Here is a 21707-nt window from a genome sequence, read left to right as displayed (position 1 = left end):
TTGAGCTGCTGCGCGATCCAGTGGGAGCACGCTTTCCGGCCAAACAGGCTTGTCTGCGTACATGAGCAAAACTCGTGATGATCTAAAATAAAATGAGTTTGTCTCACTATCGTCGCCCGCCGACAATGGCTGCCATTGAATATTGGCAGTGGAGTTATCAGTCATGGCAGTCGCTCATTCCCTTGGATTTCCGCGTATTGGACGCGATCGTGAACTGAAAAAAGCGCAGGAAGCGTTTTGGAAGGGCGAACTTGACGAAGCCGGCCTGCGCGCCGTGGGCCGTGACTTGCGCAAGGCCCATTGGGATCTGCAGAAGCAGGCCGGTATTGAGCTGTTGCCCGCCGGTGACTTCGCCTGGTACGACCAGGTACTCACGCATTCGCTGATGTTTGGCGTGATCCCCGAGCGTTTCCGCCCGGCTGACGGCCATGTCACCTTGCACACGCTGTTCGGCATGGCGCGTGGCGTCAGCGACAGTTGCTGCGGTGGTGCCCACGCCCAGGAAATGACCAAGTGGTTCGATACCAACTATCACTATCTGGTGCCGGAATTCAGCGCCGACCAGCAGTTCCACCTGGGTTGGGACCAACTCTTCGAGGAAGTGCAGGAAGCCCGTGAGCTGGGCCACAGCGTCAAGCCGGTGATCATCGGCCCGCTGACGTACCTGTGGTTGGGCAAGGCCAAGGGCGCCGACTTCGACAAACTCGACCTGCTGGAGCGCCTGCTGCCGCTATACGGCCAGATCTTCCAGCGCCTGGCCGAGCTGGGTGTGGAATGGGTGCAGATCGACGAGCCGATCCTGGTACTCGACCTGCCGCAGGCATGGAAAAACGCCTTTGAGCGCGCCTACAACCTGATCCAGCGCGACCCGCTGAAAAAACTGGTGGCCACCTATTTCGGTGGGCTGGAAGAAAACCTCGGCCTGGCCGCCAACCTGCCGGTCGATGGCCTGCATATCGACCTGGTGCGTGCCGCAGATCAATACCCGACCATCCTTGATCGTCTGCCTGCTTACAAGGTGTTGTCCCTGGGGGTGGTCAATGGTCGTAACGTGTGGCGTTGCGACTTGGAACAGGCCCTGGCGACCTTGCAGCATGCTCATGAAAAACTCGGCGAGCGCCTGTGGGTGGCGCCGTCTTGCTCGCTGCTGCACAGCCCGGTGGACCTGGGCCGTGAAGACCAATTGGACGACGAGTTGAAAAGCTGGCTGGCCTTCGCCGTGCAAAAGTGCGCCGAAGTGGCGGTGCTGGCCCAGGCGGTCAGCCGGCCCGAAGCCCCCGACGTACGCGCGGCCCTGGCTGACAGCCGCGCCGTGCACGCCGCCCGCGCCGCATCACCGCGTATTCACAAACCCGCCGTACAAGCGCGTGTTGCAGCCATCAGCGCCAAGCACAGCCAACGCCAGTCGCTGTTTGCCCAGCGTATCGACAAACAGCGCGCCGGCCTCAACTTGCCACTGTTCCCGACCACCACCATCGGTTCGTTCCCGCAAACCGCATCGATCCGTCTGGCGCGTCAGTCTTACAAGGCCGGCAAGTTGAGTGAAGCCGACTACGTCGAAGCCATGCACAGCGAGATCAAGCACGCCGTACAGGTGCAGGAAAACCTCGGGCTGGATGTGCTGGTGCACGGTGAGGCCGAACGTAACGACATGGTCGAGTACTTCGCCGAGCAACTGGAGGGCTACGTGTTCACGCGCTTCGGCTGGGTGCAAAGCTACGGTTCGCGCTGCGTGAAACCGGCGGTGATTGTCGGCGACTTGAGCCGCCCGAAGGCCATGACTGTGGAGTGGATCCGTTATGCCCAAGGCCTGACCAGCAAGGTGATGAAAGGCATGCTGACCGGCCCGGTGACCATGCTGATGTGGTCCTTCGCACGTGAAGACGTGAGCCTCGAAGTGCAGGCTCGCCAGTTGGCCTTGGCCATTGGCGACGAAGTGCTGGACCTGGAAGCGGCGGGTATCAAGATCGTACAGATCGACGAGGCCGCATTCCGCGAAGGCCTGCCGTTGCGCCAGGCGCAGTGGCGGCATTACCTGGACTGGGCCACCGAAGTGTTCCGCCTGTGCGCCTGCGGTGTGCGTGATGAAACCCAGATCCACACGCACATGTGCTACAGCGAGTTCAACGATGTGATCGAGTCCATCGCGGCGATGGATGCCGACGTGATCACCCTCGAAACCTCGCGCTCGGACATGGAACTGCTGGACGCGTTCGAAGCCTTCGCTTACCCGAATGACATCGGCCCGGGCGTCTATGACATCCACTCGCCACGGGTACCGGATGCCTCGCAAATGGCCGGCCTGCTGCGCAAGGCAGCCACACGCATTCCGGCCGAGCGGTTGTGGGTTAACCCCGATTGCGGGTTGAAGACACGGGCTTGGCCGGAGACGGAGGCGGCGTTGATTCATATGGTGGCGGCCGCCCGGCAACTGCGAGCTGAACTGGCTTGATTGGCGAGTCGAATGCAATCCAAATGTGGGAGGGGGCAAGCCCCCTCCCACATTCAGTCCCTATCGCGTCAGAGGTATTTGAGCCAGGCCAGGTCCCGTCGCCGTGCTTTCAGCCCGGCGAACCAACGCACGGGCGCGTACAGTGCCAGCGGCAGCAGCAACGCCGCGAGCCACACGGCGCCCATGCCATCAAACCCAAAGTAGTTGCCGTGGTTAAGCCCAAACAACGCAACGCAGGCGATATACAGCACTTTGAGCACATAAAGATGCAGCAGGTAGAAGAACATCGGCACGGAACCAAACACCGCCAACACGCCGATCCAACGTCGATGCCCCGCGCGTTCCAACGCCAGCAACAGCAACAACCCAACCCCCAGCGTCAATGCCAGAAACAGTAGCGAAGGCGGGTACTTGGTTACATTGAAAAAGCTCATCAACGTCTGCACGCCGCTTTCGTAGGCCTGCCAAGGTTTCTCGCCATACCCGTTCGCCGCGCGCACCAGCACAAAGCCCACCAGCGCGCTCACCCCACCCACTAACAGGTAGCGCTGGCGCAACGCCGGCGGCATGCCGTTGGCAAACCAGGGGCCGATGCCATAGCCCAGGGCGATCACCCCGATCCACGGCAGCACCGGGTAGGTAATGCGCAGGCGCAGGGTATCGGACGCTTGAATCCAACTGCGTTCATGCAGGATCGACCACAACGTTTGCGCCGGCGAACCGGGCGTGAAGTGCAGCCCATCCAACAGGTTGTGCCCGCCGATGATCACCAGCGCCAGCGCGATCAAGAGCGGGCGCGGCAACCAGACCAAGGCGGCGAGGGCGAGCATGCTCACGCCGATCGCCCAGATCACCTGCATGTAGACCACGCTGGGCGGCAGTTGGAAGGTCCAGGCGAAGTTGACCAAGGTGAATTCCAGCACCACCAGAAACAACCCGCGCTTGAACAGGAACGCCGACACGTCGCGCCGGCCCTGGTATTTCTGGCCGTATAAAAACGCCGACAGCCCGGTGAGCAGCACGAACACCGGCGCGCACAGGTGGGCAAGGGTGCGGCTGATAAACAGCGCGGGTTCGGTGGTGTCGATGCTCATGGGGTCGCCGACCTGGCGGTGCAGCAGGAAGGTTTCGCGCACGTGGTCGAGCAGCATGAACAGGATCACCAGGCCGCGCAGGGCGTCGATGCTGAGCAGGCGTTGGCGCAGAGGGGCAGCGTCAGTCATGGAAAAGGTCGCAGGGCAGGGCGGAAAGAGGGCGTTATCCTATAACATTAATCGGCGCGAGGTGTCGCCATTTGGCTTTCGCCCGGCCAGGATTCTGCTACCGTCAGCCCATCCGCTGTCAGAGGACCTAGCATGCAGACTGTGCAATCCGTCATCGATTTCTGGAAAAACGCCGGCCCCAAACGCTGGTTCGCCAAGGACGATGCCTTCGACGCCAGGTTTCGCGATACCTTCTACTCCACTCACCTGCAAGCCGCCCGGCGTGAGCTGGAAAGCTGGTTGGGCTCAGCCGAAGGCGCGTTGGCCTTGTTGATCCTGCTCGACCAGTACCCGCGCAATGCGTTTCGCGGCACGGCGCATATGTTCGCCACCGACCCGCTGGCGCGGCTATATGCCCATCGCATGGTGGGAGCCGGCCTGGATCAACAGATCGAACCGTCTTTACGCGCGTTCTGTTATTTGCCGTTCGAACACTCGGAATCTCCCAGCGACCAGCAGCGTTCGCTGGAACTGAACCGGCATCTGGATAAAAACACGTATCACTGGGCCAAGGAGCACGCCAACATCATTGAGCGCTTCGCACGGTTTCCTCATCGCAACGAGGTCTTGGCCAGGGTCTCCACCCCCGCGGAGCAGGCCTTTCTCGCGGCAGGCGGGTTTGCCGGCTAGTGCGCTATTCCCAGCAGGAATGCCCCCATAAAAACCCTGCATTGTCTTTATCCGCGAACATCTCGTAGCGTGAGGGCTCATTCAAGGAGATTGCCCATGAGCCAGAGCCCGTTGCGCCTTTATGTGGATTCGTTGTTTACCAGCCCTTACGCGATGTCAGTGTTCGTCACCCTGCGGGAAAAGGGCCTGGCCTTCGATCTGGTCACCCTGGACCTGGACGCTGCGCAAAACCAGACCCCCGACTACGCCCGACTGTCTGTGACCCAGCGCGTCCCGACCCTGATAGAAGGCGACTTCGCGTTGTCGGAGTCTTCGGCGATCACCGAGTACCTGGAAGCGGTCTACCCGGAAACAGCGGTGTACCCGGCCGACCCCAAGCAACGGGCGAGGGCGCGCCAGGTGCAGGCGTGGTTGCGCAGCGATCTGCTGCCGATCCGCCAGGAACGCTCCACGCTGGTGGTGTTCTGCGGGCAGAAGAAACCGCCGCTGTCGGCTGAGACTCAAGCGGCCGCGCGCAAGTTGATCAATGCGGCGCAGGCATTGTTGGCGGGCAACCCGCCGTACCTGTTTGGCGCGTGGTCGATTGCCGATGTGGACCTGGCCGTGATGCTCAACCGCCTGATCCTCAATGGCGACGAGGTGCCGCCTGAGCTGGTGAAATACGCCGAGCGGCAATGGCAGCGGCCCTCGGTACAAGAGTGGGTCAATCAGCCACGTCCGGCGCTGTAGCCTTTGCGGTGATGTGCTCCACCCGCCGGTCCAGGTCTTCCCAATCGGCCATGCCCAGCACCCGCGTGGTGTTCAAGCCGCGCAGGTAACCGCGCAGTTGCTGGGCGTTGGCGTTGACCTGGTCCGCGTCTGCCGCTGCGTCCAGCAGCACCTGTTCGTACTCGATCAGGTAATCGGCGACGCGGTCACGGTACTCCGGCAAGACGGCTTCGCGGATGCGGTCGAAGGTTTTCTGGTGGGGCTTCATGGCAAGTCCTTATAGGTTTTGTCGTGACACTATCGCTTCAGATAATAGTCACCATCACGTAACGCAAGTTCTGTTTTTGCCGGGAAAGCGCAAAATCGCCCCATCGAAACGCTGTTCAAGGAAATGCGCGATGAGGACGATTATTCAATGGGCTTTGATGGCCCTGATGCTGGGCACTGTGGCGCTGAACAACGCGGCCATGGCCGGTGATCTGCGTACAGGCCATTTGCTACCTATCGGCACTGGCGTAAACTCCTTGCAGCACGCGCAATCGGTGGGTGTGTTGTTGAGCGACAATACGCGCGACAACCTCAGCTACCTCGAACGCTACCACGCCATGGCTATGAATGGCGCCAAGGATGCCCTCGACGGGCGTATCCGCCAGGCATTCATCAACAGCTCCGACCCGGAACTGGCGATTGATTGGTTAATGAACTCGCTGCAGGGAACCTTTGCGTCCGTCACTGTCTACGACACGCTGGATGCTCTTGTGCAAGCTCATCCTGACGTGGTGGTGATGCTCGATACCCATAACCAATTACTGACCCAGCGTAACGACGAGGTCGAGGCGCGGTTTATTGCGCGGTTCTATGACGCCGATCTGCAATACATCGCCAAGGCCGAAGGCTCGGTGCACAAGCAGGTGGCGTCGGTGTGGGTACGCGACAAGGCCGCGCCGGAGATTGCCGCGCAGATCGAGCAGCAGCGCGATGTGCAGCTCGATGCCTTGAAGCAGTTCGATGCGTCGCTCAAGGCGCTGGTTCGCGCAAGTTGATGTGAGCTTTTATTTTTTTGGCCTTTATCTTTTCGACCCAGGATTTGTTCATGCGCGCTTTTTTCGTACCGGCTGCGGCCTTGTTGATGACCGGCTGTGTGTCCGCCCCCAATACGCCAACCTTGACCTTGCAAACCAGCAAGGCCCCCGAAGCCTATATGCAGTGCGTGCTGCCCAAGCTGGAAAAACACGGCATCACCTCCACCGTGACGCAGAATTCGCGTCATGCCAGGGTGGTGCTGACCAGCAAGATCGCCGCCGACGATGTGCTGGAGGCCTACAAGGCCGGAGAGGGCGCCAAGGTGTTTTTGTATGAGCGCAAACCGCTGGCATCGACCATTACGCCGTCGCGGCTTGAACTGGCCGCACAGGACTGTAAGTAACACACCCATCCTGTGGGAGGGAGCAAGCCCCCTCCCACAGTGGATTTTTGTATGACTTAAGGTCGTGCTTCGTTGCTGAAGTTTTCGACTACTTTGACCAGGCCGCCGGCCGCCAACGCCACCAATTCACCGCCTTTCTCCACCGTCGCCAGCGCCGGGTCCGAGCCCATGCGCCCGTCCGGGAAGCGCGCCCGGAAGTCCAGGGCTTCGCGGATCGGCCCGGTATTGGCGATTTGTGGCGAATAGTCGGCCGACTTGATCGCCTCCGGGTAGGCCCATTGCGTCACGGCAATTTCCGATGGCGTGGCATGGCTGCCATGGCCCACCGGGAACTGGCGGTGCGCCAACTCGTTGACGCCGTCCAGGTCCCACCAGTTCACCAACTTCAATGCGAACCCGGCCGGGCGGCGGGCGAAGCTGGCTTCGGCGTACAGCTCGGAAAAGGCCGCTTCAATCGTCGCGATGTTGCCGCCGTGGCCGTTGAGGAACAGGATCTTGTCGAAACCATGCCCGGCCAGCGAGCGCACCCAGTCGCCAATCGCGGCAATAAAGGTGGACGGGCGCAGGGAGATGGTGCCGGGAAACCCCAGGTGGTGCTGGGCCATGCCGATATTGAAGGTGGGGCCGATCAGGATGTCGGCGTTTTTTTGCGCCTCATGGGCGATGATTTCCGGGCACATCCAGTCGGTGCCCAGCAGGCCGGTGGGGCCGTGCTGCTCGTTGGAGCCAATGGGGATCACCACCGTGCGGCTGCGCTCCAGGAATTGCCCGATCTCGATCCAGGTCGATTGATGTAGAAGCATTCGAAGCTCTCTTTTATCTGTGGGGACAGGCTAACCGCCACGGATTGTACGACTACTGGCCACCTGTTGGGGTTTGCAATTGAGGTACGTCGAGGACTTCAACCAGCGCTGGTCGGGGTACCACGAAAACATGAACTGCCCATCCTTGAGTTTGTCCACCACTTGGCGCGCCACCTGCGGACGTACCGCCGGGCAACCCTGGCTGCGGCCGATACGGCCTTCGCGCTTGCTCCACAACGGGCTTACGTAGTCGGCGGCATGGATCACGATGGCGCGGTCGCGGGCCAGGTCATTGAACCCCGGCTCCAGGCCGTCCATGCGCAGCGAATAACCATGGGTGCCCAGGTAGCTTTCCTGGGTGCGGAACAAACCCAGGCTGGATTGGTGGCTGCCTTCGAGGTTGGAGAACTGGGTGGCGAAGTTTTCCCCGGACTTGGCGCCGTGGGCCACCAGGTCACGCAGCACGAGGGTTTTCTTGCGCAGGTCGAAGATCCATAGGCGACGGGCGGTCGAGGGCTGGGAGTAATCAATCACGGCCAGGCGCTCGGAGCGTTCCTCACCATTGCTGACCGCGCACTGCATGGCGTTCAGGGCGCTTTTGAGTACAGTGGGATTGAGTTCTGGAGCCGAGCGCGCCAGGCTGTTATACAAGGACGGAGGATTGCCGTTGGCGGCGAGCGCAGAGTTGCTCAATATAGCCAGTACGACGACCGCGCCGAGGCGGCACATAAAAGTCAGCATCTACAGTACAACTCCCCACTGTGGATTGGAGCAAAGTCATTGTTCAAAAAACACGCATGTTACTTGAGCATTTGCTTGCTCGTTGCACCATTGGTCGCCACAGCCGAAGCGCTGCCGGTGCAGCCGTTGCCGGTCAGCACGCCGGCGCCGTTGGACCTGGCGCCAGTGCAACAGGCCCTGGCGCAGTTGCCCAGCGTGTGTCCCGATCTGGCGCAGCATCTCGATGCGCCAGCGCTTGCACGCTTGCAAGCCCTGTACCAGCAGCAAGGCGATGTCCCGTTGTGGTCAGACGAGACGCGCCGCCAAGCGCTGCACACGCAATTGCTGATGCTCGCCGATGATGGCCTGGACCCCACCCACTATAGCCTGCCTGCGCCACACGCCACGCAAAACGTGCTGTGCAGCGATATCGGCAGCAGCCAGCACTACCTGCAGGCCCTGCAGGATTTGCACTTCGGGCGCCTGCAGCAATCGCGCTTCGAACCGCTGTGGCATTCGCAGCCGCCCGCCGGCGACCCCAACGCCGCTGTGCTGGCCCTTGCCGCCGTCGGCCTGCACGACATGGCGCAAGCCTTCGACCAGGCGCGCCCCAGCGCCGATCTTTACCGCAGCCTGCGCAACGCCTATGCCAGCGTGCGCCAGCAACCGCTGCCGCATTGGGACCCGGTCGGCAGCGGGCCGTTACTGCGCCCCGGCATGGAAGACCCGCGCGTACCGGAACTGGCGCGCCGGCTTTACAGCGGCGGCTATTTGCCCAGCGAACCCAAGGGCGGCGACAGGCAATACCGCGCCGAACTGGTCGCGGCGGTCAAGGCTTTCCAGCTCAGCCACTCGCTGCAATCGGACGGCGTGATCGGTGCCGGCACCGTGGCAGAACTCAATATCAGCCCGGCGATTCGCCGCGAACAACTGCGCATCAACCTTGAACGTTTTCGCTGGCTGGCACAGGACCTGGAGCCCGAAGGCGTGTTGGTCAACGTTGCCGCCGCGCAACTGAGCGTGTACCAGAGCGGTATCCCCGTGTGGCAAACCCGTCTGCAGGTGGGGCGAGCAGAACGCCAGACGCCGTTGCTCAAATCGCGCATTACCCGGCTGACCCTCAACCCTACCTGGACTATCCCGCCCACCATCATGCGCGAGGACAAACTCCCGGCCATCCGCCTCAACCCCGAATACCTGCGCCAGCAAAACCTGCAAGTACTCGACGCCGAAGGCCACCCGCTGGCGCCCGAGTTGATCGACTGGGCGCGCCCCGGCAATATTCTGCTGCGCCAGGAAGCCGGCCCGCGCAACCCATTGGGCAAGATCGTGATGCGTTTCCCCAACCCGTACTCGGTGTACCTGCACGACACCCCCAGCCAGCCCCTGTTCACCAAAGGCCCACGTGCGTTCAGCTCCGGCTGTGTGCGGGTCGAGCAACCGTTGCTGCTGCGCGACCTGCTGGTCAGCCCGGCCGAACGCGCGCGCACCGATGAACTGCTGGCCACCGGCGTGACCCACGAATTCAGGCTGGCCACGCCGGTGCCGGTGTTGTTGGGGTATTGGACGGTCGAAGTCGACCGCGAGGGTGGGCTGGTGTATGCGCCGGATATCTATGCGCGGGACCTGGTGTTGATGAAGGCGATGGGGAGTGTGCTCTGAGTACAAGACAAATGCCGGGTGATGGTTTCCACGGCGTGCGCTGATGTGATGTGTGCGGTGTCGATGGTCATTGGCGCCTCGTCCCAGTCCTCGTACTCATGGGCCACTACCGATTGCCAGGTGGGTGGCGTGTGCCCTGGAATGTCGCTCACCCGGCTTTCGACACGGCGTTGGTGTTCCTGGACGTCTGAGCAAACCACTTGGATATCGAGCAACGCAACGCCTGCCGCTGCTGCGCTTGCCGTGAAGGCTGCGCGGCTTTCGCGCACGGGGTTCACGCAGTCGGCAATCACGGTATGCCCCACCGTCAAGTTACTCAGCGCCAGCGCATTCGCCACCCCATAGCCGCTGGCGCCCGGCAACATACCGGCATCGCGCAGCGCTTGTTCGATCACATCGATGCGCAGGTAAACCGCACCGATCCGGCACGCCAACTCGCGGGCAATCGTGGTTTTGCCGGTGCCGGGCAGGCCGCTGAAGACGATAAGCATGCTGCGATCCTTCGATAGGTCAGTGGGCGGCTTCAGGGTATCCTCCCATTCCCCACCGGTCGATCCCAGGACAGCCCATGCCCTTGCCGTTCGTAAAAATGCATGCCCATGGCGACGACTTCATCATCGTCGACCGTCGTGGCCAGGACGACCCGATCACCGCGCCAATCGCCCGCCGCCTGGGCAACCGCCACACCGGCATCGGTTTCAATCAGTTAGCGGTGGTGCTCGACTGCGAAGACGCCGCCGCGCGCGTCAAATTCTGGAACGCCGACGGCACACCGCTGGCCGCCTGTGGCAGCGCCACCCGCGGCGTGGCCGAGCGCTTGATGCATGAAACCGGCAGCCATTCGATTGTGCTGCGCACCGACCGTGGCTTGCTGACCTGCGTGCGCGAGTCGGGCCGCCGGGTGTCGGTGAACATGGGGGAACCTTCACTGGATTGGGCGAGCGTGCCGCTGGCCGGGGCCATGGACACGCGCACTTTGGCGATCGCAGGCGACCCGGCGGCGTGCAGCATGGGCAACCCGCATTGCACGTATTTTGTGCACGACATGGCCGCCGTCGATGTGGCAGTCGCGGGCCCGGCCCTGGAAACTCACCCGTTGTTCCCGGCCAGGACCAACGTGCATTTTGTGCAGGTGCTTGACCGTGGGCAGATCCGCCTGCGCATCTGGGAACGAGGCGGCGGTGTGCCGCTGGGTTCCGGCTCATGTTGCTGCGCGGCGGTGGTCAATGGCATCCGCCGAGGCTTGTTGGATGCCACGGTGCAGGTGCTATGCGACGGCGGCACGCTCACGGTGCAGTGGGACGGGCAGGGCGGCGTGGTGTTGACCGGCAGTGTGGAACCGATCATGCAGGGCAGCGCCTATTTGTACTGAAACGTCACCGTAAATGTGGTGCCGCCCGTGGCACAGGAGCGTACCGCCACGTCACCGCCGTGCACCTTGGCCAATTCGCGCACGATATACAGGCCCAGCCCCACACTGCGCACCTCACTGCCCTGGTCGGTGCCCCGGGTCATGGGCTCGAACAGCACCGCCAGCAGCGCTTCGGGAATCACCGCGCCGTCGTTGTGCACGGCCACCTCGCATGCGCCACCACCCAGCCGCGAGGTGATGGTGATCGGCCGTTGCAGGTCGCCATAGGCCACGCTGTTGGCCACCAGGTTGCCGATGATCTGCTGCACGCGGTCGGCGTCCAGGCAGGCGTCGCCCTGGCCTTCGGCGTGATGCACCAGCGTCGCCTTGGGGAATGCCACGCGCAGTTCGTCCACCGCGTGGGCAATCACCTGATGCAGCGCCAACGGTGCCGCCTTGATGGTGATGCCGTGGCCGACCCTGGCCTGGGTGAAGTCCAGCAGGTCGGCGATCATGCGCTGGGCGCGTTCGGACGATAGGCCGATTTGCCCAAGCAACTGGCGCTCCTTGGCGGTGCGCTCGCCACGGCTGAGAAAGTCCGAGGCCAGGCGGATGGCCGTGAGGGGGTTCTTCAAGTCATGGCTGACAATCGCCACCATCTGCTCGGCAAACAGCGCGCGGCGCTGGGAGATGGCATAGGCCTCTTTCAGCTCGGCCTGGGCCTGATGCAGCGCAGCTTCGGTGGCGGTTTTTTCCTGCAGCAGGGCTTCGGCCAGGTTGCGTGCGTTGAGCAGTTCGCGCTCGTACTTGTCGCGGTCGGTGGTGCCGAACAGCGCCAGGTCGTACACCACGGCGTCGGCCTGTTCACGCTTGTTACCGTTGAGCAGCACGGTCACCTTGTGCCCGTCGCGGTGCAGCATGTCCAGCTTCACTTCGGTCACGCTGCCGTGCATGCGCAGCATGGGCGCCAAGTGGGTCTGGTGGAAAATCCGCCCGCCCATGGTCAGCAGGTCCTGGAAGCGCCGGCTGCACAGCTCGCTGAGGCTGAACCCCAGCCAATTGCTGAAGCGCGCATTGGCTTGCAGGATGGTGCCGTCCTCGGCGGTGACGGCCAGGGCGCAGGCGGCGCTGTCGAACACTTCAGCCGACACGCGCGGCCATCCAGGGCGCGAGGAAAGCGGCCATGGCGGCCGCACAGGCTTGCGGCGCGCTCATGTGCGGGCAATGGCCGACGTTGTCCACCAGGCAATAGGTGCTGTTGGGCAACACGCTGTGCAGGTATTCACCCACGGCGATGGGGGCAATCAGGTCGTCGCTCGATTGCAGGATCAGCACCGGCGTGGTCAGGCCGATCACGTCCTGGCGGTTGTCCGACAGGAAGGTCACCCGCGCGAATTGCTTGGCGATGTCCGGTTCGGTGCGGCAGAAGCTGTCGGTCAACTGCACGCCCAGCGCGGGCTGGTCAGGCGCGCCCATGATCACCGGGGCCATGGCGCTGGACCAGCCGAGGTAATTACCGTCGAGGGTGTCGAGCAGTTCGTCGATGTCGCTGCGCTTGAAACCGCCCACGTAGCCGTCTGCATTGATGTAGCGCGGCGACGGGCCGATCATCACATGCGCCGCGATACGTCCCGGCACCAGGCGGTCGGCAAGGGCACCGATCATCGCGCTGACCGAGTGCCCCACCAGAATCACCGGGCCTTCGGCATAGGCGTCGATGATCTCGTTAAGGTCGCGGGCATAACCGTCCAGCGCGCCGTACTTGGTTTTATCGAAGGCCTTGAGGTCGGAAAGACCGGCGCCTACCAAGTCGTACATCACCACGCGAAAACGCTCTTTGAACGAGGGCGCCAGGTAATTCCACATGGCCTGGTTGCAGCCAAAGCCATGGGAAAACACCAGGGTCGAGGTCCCGTTGCCCATCACGTTGACGTTGTTGCGGTGGCGTAAGTCCATGGTGATCTCGACGTATTGGCGTATTGCTGGATGTGGCGCAGTTTAGATAGCCGACCGCTTTGGGTCACGCGTTATAGCGCTGATAGGTTACAGTCGGCGCCTTCAGGAAGACACTTCAGGTAACAAACATGATGCGGTGGTTGCGGCAATCTGTCTTGAGTCTGCTGGTGCTGGCGTGCGCCAGCCTGTTTAGCACCGTCCAGGCTGGCTCTTCGCCCATTGGCGTGGCGCTCGACCAGCGGGTGATTGACCTGACCAACACGCTGGATGCCGACACCACCACCCGTCTGGCAGACCAACTCGCCGCCCTTGAGCAGCGCAAAGGCGCGCAAGTGGCCGTGTTGCTGGTGCCCACCCTCGGCGACGCGAACCTCGAGGAGTACACCAACCAACTGTTCCGCGCCTGGAAACTGGGGCGCAAGGACGTCGACGACGGCATTCTGCTGCTGGTGATCAAGGATGATCGCAAGGTGCGCATCGAAGTGGGCTATGGCCTGGAAGGCACCGTCACGGACCTGTTGTCCCACCGCATCATTGAAGAACGCATCAAGCCGGCGTTTCGTCAGGGCGACTATGCGGGCGGCATCAGCCAGGGCGTCGATGACCTGGTCATGCTGGTGGACGGCGGCGACTTGCCCGAGGTCGCCAAACCTGGGGTAAACCTCCAGATCATCGCGATGCTGCTGGCATTTATCGCGGGCGCCGTCGGCGGTGTACTGCTCGCCGCCGGCAAGCTGCATTGGCGCCGCGCCTTGATTGCCGCAGTGGCGGTTACGCTGTTGCTGGCGATTTTTGGCGGTGGTAGCGAATGGCTTTTGTGCCTGCTGGTGATGCCGCTGGTCATGCTGATCGGCGGCGCGACGTTCGGCGCGTTGTGGCTGGCGCGCGCGGTGTTTTATGGCGTCATCGGGTTGCTGGCCTACATCCTGGGCCTGGTTGTGGTGAATCATCAGTTCGCCGAGGTCAATTTCAGCCATTGGCTGGCGTATCCGCTGGGTGTGTTGGTGGTGCTGGGGCTGTACCTGGTGCTGTTCGCGGTCATGCGGGCGGCCTGGAAGCAAAGCCGCGCGGGTTTTATCGCGCGGTTGCTGGCGGCGGTGGCGGTGTATGTAGCGGCGGGAACGCTGATGGACCTAGGGCGCAACAGCTGGCTGTTTGCATTCCCCATCGCCTCGTTTGCGGCGCTGTTCATCTTCATCAAGACCAGCGGCGGGTCGGGGTCGAGTTCGGATTCGGATTCAAGCTCAAGCTCTAGCTCAAGCTCGGATTCCAGCTCGAGCTCCAGCAGTTCCAACAGCTCTTCTGGTGGTGGCGGTTCCAGCGGCGGCGGCGGGGCTTCGGGGAGCTGGTAGTAACGCGCTTTTCCGCTCGCCGTTACAGCCGCTTGGACATAAACACCCGGCTGCTGCCCTCTGGCGCACAGGGTATTTCGCCGAACCGCACCCAGCCGTTCTTCTCGTAAAACCCCGGCGCCTGGAAGCTGATGGTGTACAGCACGGCATTCAGGCAGCCTCGGCGCCGGGCTTCGTCCTCAAAGGCTTGCAGCAAACGGCTGCCCAGGCCTGTGCCGCGCAGGGTGGCGGGCACGTGGAACAGGTCGAGAAAGGCCATGCCCAGCGTGGTTTTACCCGTGATGCCGCCGATGACCTGCCGGGTCTCGGGGTCCTTGATCAACACGGTGAGCGGCAGGCGGTCGTTGTAGCCGGTGACACCTTCGTTGAACGCGGCCAAGCCACTGCCCAGCACGCGCTCGGCGTCGGGGTTGGCGTGGTCGCTGATTTCAATAATCGGTGCGGTCATTACGAACTCTCCGTCTGTTAGAGCGCCATCACCATCTCATGCCACGCCATGCCGCCATGATCCGAGGGTGAAGGCCGCACATAGGTGTAGCCCATATGTTCGTACAACGGCACATGCCGCGCCTTGCACATCAAGTGAATCGTGCGCTTGCCCAGCGCCTGCATGCGCCGCACAAACTCGCTCATCAGCCGCTGGGCGTAGCCGTTGCGCTGATGCGCGGGGTCGACCACCACCGACATGATCACCACATTCGGCGCCTCGGGCGCATGCCCCACCAACTCCTTGAACGCCTCGTCGGACATCACCACTTCGTGGGCGCAACCACTGTTGATAAACCCCACCACCTCGCCGTCGGCTTCCAGAATCAGAAAGCCTTGCGGGTACTGCGCAATGCGCGTGGCGATTTTTTCCAGGGTCGCGGCTTCGTCGCCTTCATAGGCGCTGGTTTCAATCTCGAAGCAGCGGGCGGCGTCGGCGGGGAGGGCGTTGCGCAGGGTGAGGGCGGGCATGCGGGTTCCTGGGGGGGAGGGAAAGGCCATATGATAAATACAAACCGACAGGGCACCAAAAACAGATAAAGGAAGGACCCCTTGCTGAAAATAAAACGCGCCACACCCGAGGATGCCGATGCCGCTTTCAACATCCGCCGCGAAGCCATACGCGGCCAATGCATCGGCGCCTACACCGCTGAGCAAATGGCGCTCTGGACCCGAGGCCGGGCCGAGGATGGCTACAGCGCGTTGATGGATAAACCGTTCTACCTGGGCTGGATAGACGATGAGCCTGTTGCCACCGGCATGCTCGACCTTGCCAACAACGAAGTGGGCGCGTTGTTTGTGCTGCCGCAATTCATCGGGCGCGGGTACGGCAAGGCGATGCTTGACCACCTTGAAGACGTTGCGCGGGCATTGGAGATAAAGGAAGTGGTGCTGGATGCGACATTGAATGCCGCGAGCTTCTATCGGGCGTGTGGATATGTGGGCGAGCGGCAGGCTATTTACCATTCGCCCTCGGGGTTGACGTTGGCGTGTATCCCGATGGCTAAGCGACTAAGTGCGTAAGGCACTCTTTCAACGACGCAGGAGCCCATCGGTGTGAGCGCTCGAGCTTTGGCGAGGCCGCGATGGAGGCGCTACAAAAAGGACGACCACCTTGCCGCTGCGATACAGTCTGGGTGGCAGCTGTGCGCGGGTTTGCAGACCAGGAAGAATCACCCCCGGCAGACCGGAAGGTCTCCCACGCATAGTAGCCATAAATCGAGACGCAGGCGGGCTCCGCCTGCGGGTCTGATGACTGTGCAGGTTGATTCTAGTGTGTAGTGCTGCGAAACCCCGTCGCTGACCAAAATCGGCGACGGGGCGAACAAAAAGTGCCCTCCGTCGAGGTGCAATCAAGAGGATGTAACCATGCTACTGGCGAACCGCGTCCGTCCGCACACTTGACCGTAAACCTTCTGCTGCGCCCGTCATTCTCAAAGCCTGACCCATTGTCACCGATGATATAGTCCCGGCGTTTTTTACCCTTAATCGCGCCGGGAGACTCCAGGAGAATCTGCATAAACCTTTACACCGCAGGCTATGAGGGCCTCAGTCTCAATGCCTTCATCGCGCGCCTGAAGCAGGCCGGGATCGACAAGGTGCTGGATGTGCGTGAATACCCGCTATCGCGCAAAAAGGGCTTCTCCAACAATGCCTTTGCCCAGTGTCTGGCCGCTGAAGGCATCGCCTACGAACATAGTCGTGCGCTGGGTTGCCCTAAACCGATACGCAAGCAATACAAGGAGGACGGAGACTGGGCTGCGTATGCTTGCGGCTTTCGAGCGTATATCCGCACTCAAGGCACGGTGCTCAAAGCGTTAGTGTGCAGCACGGCTGACCAGCGGATCTGCATGGTCTGTTATGAGGCGGACGCTGCTTTTTGTCATCGCAGCCTGATCGCTGAAGCAGCCCAGGGGCTGGACAGTTCGCTGCAAACCCAGCATCTACCTCTCAGAACAGAGCCATTTGCTGATCGCCTGCTGTCGGTCGCCTAGGCGGATAAATCAGGCTGACAATCAGCCACTGTCCCGGAAAACGATGGAGGGTGCCCATTAACAGCATTAAATCCTTGGTGGTTAGTTCGGTTTCCAATTTGTGTCTGAACGGGACTTCCCAGCCGTTTGCCCCGTGTTTGCGAAACACATTTCGATAGAGCTGGCTGGCTTCCCAGTCATCGAAGAGCTGCCAGAAAGACTTGTAACTACACATGGATAGATCACGCGAGGCGCCTAGATCCTTGTCGGCGCAAACTCCGAAAAGTCCCCACCGCCTGTATCCCAAAAAACCCTGCCATCTGTGCCTATCGCCCATCGCTCGGGGCGACTAGCCTCACACCACGCTAACTGACGACCGAGCACCCATGGACCTCACCGCTGTCCCCTTTGGTACCACCGACTGGTCCACCGTCGACCCCGTCGTTCATCCCGGCGTCACGGGCAGCGCGCTATGGCGTACCCGCCATTTCGGCACCACCCGCGTACGCACAGTGGAATACACCCCAGGCTACCTGGCCGATCATTGGTGTACGCGTGGGCATGTGCTGTTGTGCCTGGAAGGCGAGTTGCACACGGAGTTGCAAGACGGTCGCCGGTTCACGCTGACGGCCGGGATGAGTTACCAGGTGGGCAATGACATGGAGGCGCATCGCTCTTCGACGAGCGTTGGGGCGAAGCTATTTATCGTGGATTGAGGGCCTGGATACCTGTGGTAGGGAGCAAGCCCCCTCCCACAGTTGAACCGTTGTGTGTCAGTGCATCTGGCTATGGTCCATGCCATCCAACCCACGCGCGGTTGCAGTCACGTCAACCGTCTGTTTTTCCCCCTTGGCGTTTTCCACGGTCAAGGTCAGTGGCACCTGGTCGCCTTCCTTGATCTGCCCGGTCAGGCCCATCAGCATCACGTGATAACCGTTCGGGTCGAGCTTGACCGCTTTGCCGGCCGGCAGCGCAACCGAGTCCACCGGGCCCATGCGCATTACGTCGTCGCGCATGCTCATTTCATGGATCTGTACGTCTTTGGCCACCGGCGAGGCCACACGCAGCAATTTGCTGTCGCTGTCGGCGGTGACGGTCATGAACGCGCCGCTGGATGGCTGGCCCGGCACCGAGGCGCGTACCCAGGCGTCGGTCACTTGCACCTGGGCGCTGGCGTGTGCGGCGAAACCCAGCAGGGCGAGGCTTAAGGTCAAGCGCTTGAGGTGTTGAACGGCAGTCATTAGCAGACCTCCATGACGGTGAGCAGGTCTTCTGCGCACTCTTTAGCGGTAAGGGACGCCTGCAGGCCCAGGCGCAGGTTGCCACGGGTGTCGAAGACAAAACTGGTGGCGGTGTGCGACAGGGTGTAGGTGTCGCCGGCGGGGATTTTTTCATAAAAGATCCCGAACTCCTTGGCGGCCACGGCGATTTCTTCCGGGGTGCCGTAGAGCGCTTCGAAGCTGGGGTCGAAGGCCTTGACGTACTTGTCGAGAATTTCCGGTGTGTCGCGCTCCGGGTCCAGGGTGATGAAAATCACCTGCATGATCTCGCCGTCACGGCCCATCAGCTTCTTGGCCTGGGCGGCGCGAGCCAGTGTGGTGGGGCACACGGCCGGGCACTGGGTGAAACCGAAGAACACCACCGGCATCAGGCCACGGTAGGAACTGAGGGTGACGGTGTCGCCCTCGGTGTTCTTGAGCTTGAAGGTGCGGCCCATGATCTTGTCGCTCAAGTCCTTGCCGTACTTGAAGTTCAATCGGGGGCTGTTGTCACAACCGGCCAGCAGGCCCAGACCCAGCAGGCTCATGCCGGTGAGGACCTTGCGGCGGGTGAATAACGTACTCATCAACTGTGCGTCCTGTGAAACGCCTGCATTGCTCTGGATCTACACATCAGGCTTTGAAAAGGAGTAAACGAGGAGGGCGCCCAGTCTACCAACCCAGGCCTGCGTGCGTAATCTGCGACGTTCTGCCACAGGGGCGCGCTGCGTTTCGTCCCTTTGCGGCTTCGGTGGTAGAGTCGCCGCCATGAATTCAAGCCACCCCGACCGTTCACTGATCGCCTGGACCCTGTACTTCTGCGTGCTGATGAACCTGTTCGCGTGCGGTTTGGGCCATGGCCGGATGATGGGCCAGGAGCTCAACGGGATCGGTGGGGCGTTCTGTTCGGTGAGCGGTAAACAGGCGCCACTTTCCGACAAAGGGTTAAACGACGCAGCCTCCAGCAACATCTCGAACTACTTTGCCTGCCCGGTGTGCGCCGCCTTGACCGTCGCCCTGGTGTTCCTGATCGGCCTGGCCTGGCTGCTGGGCCTGGGGCAAACCCCACGCCGTGCCTGTGCCCAACGCAACAAGGCGCCGCCGCGTTACGCCTGGCCCTCGGCCAACCCCCGCGCTTCACCCGCATTCTGACGTGTGCCCTGTGCCTCCTGTGATCAGGCGGCGTTCTATCGTCACGACTGTGAGTGCATGTTATGAACCCTCAATTGCCTGCAGGTGCCCGTCACTTGGTGAGCAAGGCATCCCGTCGCCCGCGCGCGGAACCGGCGCGGGCGGAATACCCAAGCAATGCCCGTAGCTTCGTGCACCTGGATGCACGCCTGTTGCCGTACTGGCACAGCCTGTTCGACATCTGCCCGGCCTTGCTCAAGCTCGACCCGCCCGACGGCTTGAACCTGTTTCGCAGCTTCATGACCTGGGCCTATCGCAACCGGCCGGCGCGGGATTGGACCTACCACCTGAACGTCTGCCGCTGGCTGCTCGGCTCGTCGTATCGCATGCAGGTCGACGACGAACCGATCGAAGCCTTCATGGCCGCCGCCGCTGCGTGCTGGGCCAACACCGATGACAGCCCGGCCCATGGCGTGGTGCTCGCCTGGAAAGGGCTAAAGGTGTTCGATTGGAAAAACGCCCCGCCCCCCCACGCCGAACAACGGCCTTTGCCGCCCTCGGAGGGGGACTTCGCCTGGTGCCCGCTGGCGGCGCGCGGTGGTTTCAGCGGTTGGCTGCCGGTGCCTTGACCGGCATCAAGGCGCACGCTGACGCCGGCCCTCACACTGGAGGCCCGGCGCGACCTGCGAGGCCATCATGCTTTATCTGTTGTTTCTTCTGGCCCACCTGTTTGCTGCGCTGATTTTTATCGGCACGGTGTTTTTCGAGGTGCTGATCCTGGGGCATTTGCACTGGCTGTTGCCGGCCCGCGTGATGGTGTTGGTGGAGCAGGGTGTCGGTCGGCGCGCCCGGGCGCTGATGCCTTGGGTATTGCTGGTGCTGTTCGGCGCGGGGCTCGGCATGGTCTGGTTGCGTTACCGGCCCGTGCTCGCCGCCCCCTGGGCCTCCTCATTCGGCACCTTGTTGACGCTCAAGCTGGTCCTGGCCGCCAGCGTGCTCGCGCATTTTTTGCTGACCATGGCGCGCATGCGCTGGGGCAGCGTCAGCGCGCGCTATATCCGTCTGGTGCACCTGAGCCTGTTCGGCCATATGGTCGCCATCGTGCTACTGGCCAAGAGCATGTTCTACCTCACCTGGTAGCGCCCTTGATGCATATCAAGGTGCGCCGTGGCGTCGCACCGGACAATGGCTCACCGTCGCCTGATCCGGAGTCCGTCATGCACACTGTCATTCCACTCGCTCGCGCACCCCAGGCCCAAGGCGTGCTGGACCTGAATGGGCAGGCCGACAGACGCAGGTTCCACGCCGGTGTTGGTTCCCTCGACGTGTTGCGCGCCTTGCGCGGCAGCCGCCAGTGTCAACGCCCACTGGCGCTTAACCTGCACTGGCCGGCGAGCCCGCCAAGCGATGCTTACCGCCGCAGCCTGGCCCAGGAAATCCAGTTGGTCGGCTGCCACCTGGGCCGGCGCCAACCGGTGGACTATTTGCAGTGGCGCGGGGCGGCGCCGATTGAGGATGTGCAGGCCCTGATGACCGCCCTGCGCGAGCGTTTCAACGTGCTTGAGCATGGCCGTGGCGACTACGGCATCGACCTCGACCCGCGCCGCACCGACTGGGCCACTGTGGGCCTGCTGCGCGAGTTGGGGTTTAACCGCGTTTGCATTGGCGTGCCCGATGCGCGTGTCGAAGATCCCCAGGCCGATTACCGCGACCCGGCACCCATCCAGTCGTTGATCGACGCGGCGCGCACGTTTGATTTTCGCTCGGTGAGTGTCGACCTCGGCTACGGCAGCGCCTGGCAGACCCTTGCCAGTTTCGAGCTGAAACTGGCCAGCCTGATCGCCCTGGAGCCGGACCGCCTGCACCTGTTCGACTACGTCCAACCGCCCAGCCGTTACCGTGCGCAGCCGCACCAGGCCGCTTGCGGCGAGGCGGATAAAACCGCCATGCGTCAACTGGCCTTCGAACGTCTCGACGCAGCCGGCTACCACTACATCGGCCTCGGCCAATTTGCCCGTGGCGACGACGACCTCACCCAGGCCCAGGAGCGCGGTCGGCTCAGCCGCACCTGCGAAGGCTTCAGCCTGCATGGCTATTGCGATCACATCGGGCTGGGCCTGGGCGCCATCAGCCAGATCGACACCTTGTGTGCGCAAAACAGCAGCGCCGAACACGCCTACGCCCAGGCCCTGGGCAACGGCCAACTGCCGACTTGCCAAGGCTGGCGGCGCGAAACCGGCGATGCGCTGCGTGAGCAGGTGAGCGAGCGCCTGGCCTGTGACCTGGAGCTGGATATCCAGGCGATCGAGCGACGTTACGGGCTGATCTTCAGCCGGTATTTCTCGGCGATCTGGCCGCTGCTGGAGCAGTGGGACCGTGACGGCTTGATCGAATTGTCGGCGCAGTTCCTCTGCGTGCTGCCGGCCGGGCGCCGGCAAGTGGATGAGCTGTGTGCGGCATTCGCCGCCCCCTAGACCCCGCGATCCCACTGTGGGAGGGGGCTTGCTCCCGATAGCGTCCCAACACTCGGTGCCCC

At 62.3% G+C, this 21707-nt stretch carries 27 protein-coding genes; 15 read left to right on the top strand and 12 right to left on the bottom strand.

Annotated elements, in window-relative coordinates:
* The first annotated feature begins 163 nt into the window (after window positions 1–163).
* Window positions 164–2452 (top strand): 5-methyltetrahydropteroyltriglutamate--homocysteine S-methyltransferase, encoded by a 2289-nt coding sequence (gene metE / locus KSS96_RS17200; protein WP_068935783.1) that lies wholly within the window; start codon window positions 164–166, stop codon window positions 2450–2452.
* 68 nt (window positions 2453–2520) lie between these two features.
* On the opposite strand, the gene KSS96_RS17195 is transcribed toward metE, so the two are convergent.
* On the bottom strand, window positions 2521–3675 hold the full coding sequence (locus KSS96_RS17195; protein WP_065878714.1) for an acetyltransferase domain-containing protein: 1155 nt from the start codon (window positions 3673–3675) through the stop codon (window positions 2521–2523).
* A 132-nt stretch (window positions 3676–3807) separates the two neighbouring features.
* Between KSS96_RS17195 and KSS96_RS17190 the strand changes: the two genes are divergently transcribed.
* Window positions 3808–4344 (top strand): DUF924 family protein, encoded by a 537-nt coding sequence (locus KSS96_RS17190; RefSeq protein WP_217855129.1) that lies wholly within the window; start codon window positions 3808–3810, stop codon window positions 4342–4344.
* Window positions 4345–4440: 96 nt separating this feature from the next.
* Entirely contained in the window at window positions 4441–5073 is a 633-nt protein-coding gene (gene yfcF / locus KSS96_RS17185; protein WP_068935785.1) for a glutathione transferase, read from the top strand.
* On the opposite strand, the gene KSS96_RS17180 is transcribed toward yfcF, so the two are convergent.
* Window positions 5048–5320, bottom strand: coding sequence for a hypothetical protein (locus KSS96_RS17180; protein WP_065878721.1), 273 nt, complete (start codon window positions 5318–5320; stop codon window positions 5048–5050). The genes yfcF and KSS96_RS17180 overlap by 26 nt on opposite strands.
* A 130-nt stretch (window positions 5321–5450) precedes the next feature.
* Between KSS96_RS17180 and KSS96_RS17175 the strand changes: the two genes are divergently transcribed.
* Complete coding sequence (locus KSS96_RS17175; protein WP_065878723.1) at window positions 5451–6095, top strand: ATPase; 645 nt, start codon at window positions 5451–5453, stop codon at window positions 6093–6095.
* Between the two features lie 50 nt (window positions 6096–6145).
* Window positions 6146–6478: a hypothetical protein gene (locus KSS96_RS17170; RefSeq protein WP_026067221.1), complete on the top strand. Its 333-nt coding sequence runs from the start codon at window positions 6146–6148 to the stop codon at window positions 6476–6478.
* Between the two features lie 56 nt (window positions 6479–6534).
* Here the strand turns inward: KSS96_RS17170 and KSS96_RS17165 are convergent, their stop codons facing one another.
* Complete coding sequence (locus KSS96_RS17165) at window positions 6535–7281, bottom strand: creatininase family protein (protein WP_017527285.1); 747 nt, start codon at window positions 7279–7281, stop codon at window positions 6535–6537.
* A 30-nt stretch (window positions 7282–7311) separates the two neighbouring features.
* Window positions 7312–8022, bottom strand: coding sequence for a murein L,D-transpeptidase catalytic domain family protein (locus KSS96_RS17160; RefSeq protein WP_017527286.1), 711 nt, complete (start codon window positions 8020–8022; stop codon window positions 7312–7314).
* Window positions 8023–8061: 39 nt separating this feature from the next.
* Between KSS96_RS17160 and KSS96_RS17155 the strand changes: the two genes are divergently transcribed.
* Window positions 8062–9663 carry a L,D-transpeptidase family protein gene (locus tag KSS96_RS17155; protein ID WP_065878724.1) on the top strand — a complete coding sequence of 534 codons (1602 nt, stop codon included), beginning with the start codon at window positions 8062–8064 and terminating at the stop codon, window positions 9661–9663.
* Here KSS96_RS17155 and KSS96_RS17150 read toward each other — a convergent pair.
* Window positions 9615–10154: a P-loop nucleotide/nucleoside kinase family protein gene (locus KSS96_RS17150; protein WP_217855128.1), complete on the bottom strand. Its 540-nt coding sequence runs from the start codon at window positions 10152–10154 to the stop codon at window positions 9615–9617. The genes KSS96_RS17155 and KSS96_RS17150 overlap by 49 nt on opposite strands.
* Window positions 10155–10231: 77 nt before the next feature.
* On the opposite strand from KSS96_RS17150, the gene dapF reads away from it, so the two are divergent.
* Window positions 10232–11035, top strand: a complete 804-nt coding sequence (dapF, locus tag KSS96_RS17145) for a diaminopimelate epimerase (RefSeq protein WP_017527289.1) — start codon at window positions 10232–10234, stop codon at window positions 11033–11035.
* Here dapF and KSS96_RS17140 read toward each other — a convergent pair.
* Both KSS96_RS17140 and KSS96_RS17135 read right to left on the bottom strand, forming a co-directional pair.
* Window positions 11023–12165, bottom strand: a complete 1143-nt coding sequence (locus KSS96_RS17140) for a PAS domain-containing sensor histidine kinase (RefSeq protein WP_017527290.1) — start codon at window positions 12163–12165, stop codon at window positions 11023–11025. The two genes, dapF and KSS96_RS17140, sit on opposite strands and share 13 nt — an antisense overlap.
* A complete protein-coding gene (locus KSS96_RS17135; protein WP_065878727.1) occupies window positions 12155–12970 on the bottom strand; it encodes an alpha/beta fold hydrolase in 816 nt (271 codons plus the stop codon). Before KSS96_RS17135 ends, KSS96_RS17140 begins: the two co-directional genes overlap by 11 nt.
* Before the next feature lie 128 nt (window positions 12971–13098).
* Here KSS96_RS17135 and KSS96_RS17130 point away from each other — a divergent pair, with 128 nt between their 5' ends.
* Window positions 13099–14322, top strand: a complete 1224-nt coding sequence (locus tag KSS96_RS17130; protein WP_065878728.1) for a TPM domain-containing protein — start codon at window positions 13099–13101, stop codon at window positions 14320–14322.
* Between the two features lie 22 nt (window positions 14323–14344).
* Here the strand turns inward: KSS96_RS17130 and KSS96_RS17125 are convergent, their stop codons facing one another.
* Both KSS96_RS17125 and KSS96_RS17120 read right to left on the bottom strand, forming a co-directional pair.
* A complete protein-coding gene (locus KSS96_RS17125) occupies window positions 14345–14770 on the bottom strand; it encodes a GNAT family N-acetyltransferase (RefSeq protein ID WP_017527293.1) in 426 nt (141 codons plus the stop codon).
* A gap of 17 nt (window positions 14771–14787) precedes the next feature.
* Window positions 14788–15279 carry a GNAT family N-acetyltransferase gene (locus KSS96_RS17120; protein ID WP_017527294.1) on the bottom strand — a complete coding sequence of 164 codons (492 nt, stop codon included), beginning with the start codon at window positions 15277–15279 and terminating at the stop codon, window positions 14788–14790.
* 81 nt (window positions 15280–15360) lie between these two features.
* Here KSS96_RS17120 and KSS96_RS17115 point away from each other — a divergent pair, with 81 nt between their 5' ends.
* Window positions 15361–15831, top strand: coding sequence for a GNAT family N-acetyltransferase (locus KSS96_RS17115; RefSeq protein WP_065878731.1), 471 nt, complete (start codon window positions 15361–15363; stop codon window positions 15829–15831).
* Between the two features lie 464 nt (window positions 15832–16295).
* Window positions 16296–16802 carry a DUF488 domain-containing protein gene (locus tag KSS96_RS17110; protein ID WP_324256287.1) on the top strand — a complete coding sequence of 169 codons (507 nt, stop codon included), beginning with the start codon at window positions 16296–16298 and terminating at the stop codon, window positions 16800–16802.
* On the opposite strand, the gene KSS96_RS28445 is transcribed toward KSS96_RS17110, so the two are convergent.
* Window positions 16759–17016, bottom strand: a complete 258-nt coding sequence (locus tag KSS96_RS28445; protein ID WP_065878733.1) for a DUF8757 domain-containing protein — start codon at window positions 17014–17016, stop codon at window positions 16759–16761. The genes KSS96_RS17110 and KSS96_RS28445 overlap by 44 nt on opposite strands.
* A 151-nt stretch (window positions 17017–17167) precedes the next feature.
* Between KSS96_RS28445 and KSS96_RS17105 the strand changes: the two genes are divergently transcribed.
* A complete protein-coding gene (locus tag KSS96_RS17105) occupies window positions 17168–17497 on the top strand; it encodes a DHCW motif cupin fold protein (RefSeq protein WP_017527297.1) in 330 nt (109 codons plus the stop codon).
* A gap of 57 nt (window positions 17498–17554) precedes the next feature.
* Here the strand turns inward: KSS96_RS17105 and KSS96_RS17100 are convergent, their stop codons facing one another.
* Together KSS96_RS17100 and KSS96_RS17095 are read right to left on the bottom strand one after the other, a co-directional pair.
* Window positions 17555–18022 (bottom strand): copper chaperone PCu(A)C, encoded by a 468-nt coding sequence (locus KSS96_RS17100; RefSeq protein ID WP_017527298.1) that lies wholly within the window; start codon window positions 18020–18022, stop codon window positions 17555–17557.
* A complete protein-coding gene (locus KSS96_RS17095; protein WP_003174593.1) occupies window positions 18022–18627 on the bottom strand; it encodes an SCO family protein in 606 nt (201 codons plus the stop codon). Before KSS96_RS17095 ends, KSS96_RS17100 begins: the two co-directional genes overlap by 1 nt.
* Window positions 18628–18808: 181 nt before the next feature.
* On the opposite strand from KSS96_RS17095, the gene KSS96_RS17090 reads away from it, so the two are divergent.
* The 4 genes from KSS96_RS17090 (at window position 18809) to KSS96_RS17075 (ending at window position 21645) form a co-directional block, all read left to right on the top strand.
* Window positions 18809–19192 carry a DUF2946 domain-containing protein gene (locus tag KSS96_RS17090; protein WP_017527299.1) on the top strand — a complete coding sequence of 128 codons (384 nt, stop codon included), beginning with the start codon at window positions 18809–18811 and terminating at the stop codon, window positions 19190–19192.
* A 62-nt stretch (window positions 19193–19254) separates the two neighbouring features.
* Window positions 19255–19800 (top strand): putative natural product biosynthesis protein, encoded by a 546-nt coding sequence (locus tag KSS96_RS17085; RefSeq protein WP_065878735.1) that lies wholly within the window; start codon window positions 19255–19257, stop codon window positions 19798–19800.
* A 67-nt stretch (window positions 19801–19867) separates the two neighbouring features.
* Window positions 19868–20311 carry a hypothetical protein gene (locus KSS96_RS17080; RefSeq protein ID WP_217855126.1) on the top strand — a complete coding sequence of 148 codons (444 nt, stop codon included), beginning with the start codon at window positions 19868–19870 and terminating at the stop codon, window positions 20309–20311.
* 77 nt (window positions 20312–20388) lie between these two features.
* On the top strand, window positions 20389–21645 hold the full coding sequence (locus KSS96_RS17075) for an oxygen-independent coproporphyrinogen III oxidase (protein WP_065878826.1): 1257 nt from the start codon (window positions 20389–20391) through the stop codon (window positions 21643–21645).
* Window positions 21646–21707: the final 62 nt, after the last annotated feature.

Origin of the sequence: Pseudomonas asgharzadehiana (assembly GCF_019139815.1) — a bacterium.
GTDB lineage: Bacteria > Pseudomonadota > Gammaproteobacteria > Pseudomonadales > Pseudomonadaceae > Aquipseudomonas > Aquipseudomonas asgharzadehiana.
Note: the sequence above shows the minus strand (reverse complement) of the source record. Positions and strands in the feature narration are given on the sequence as shown.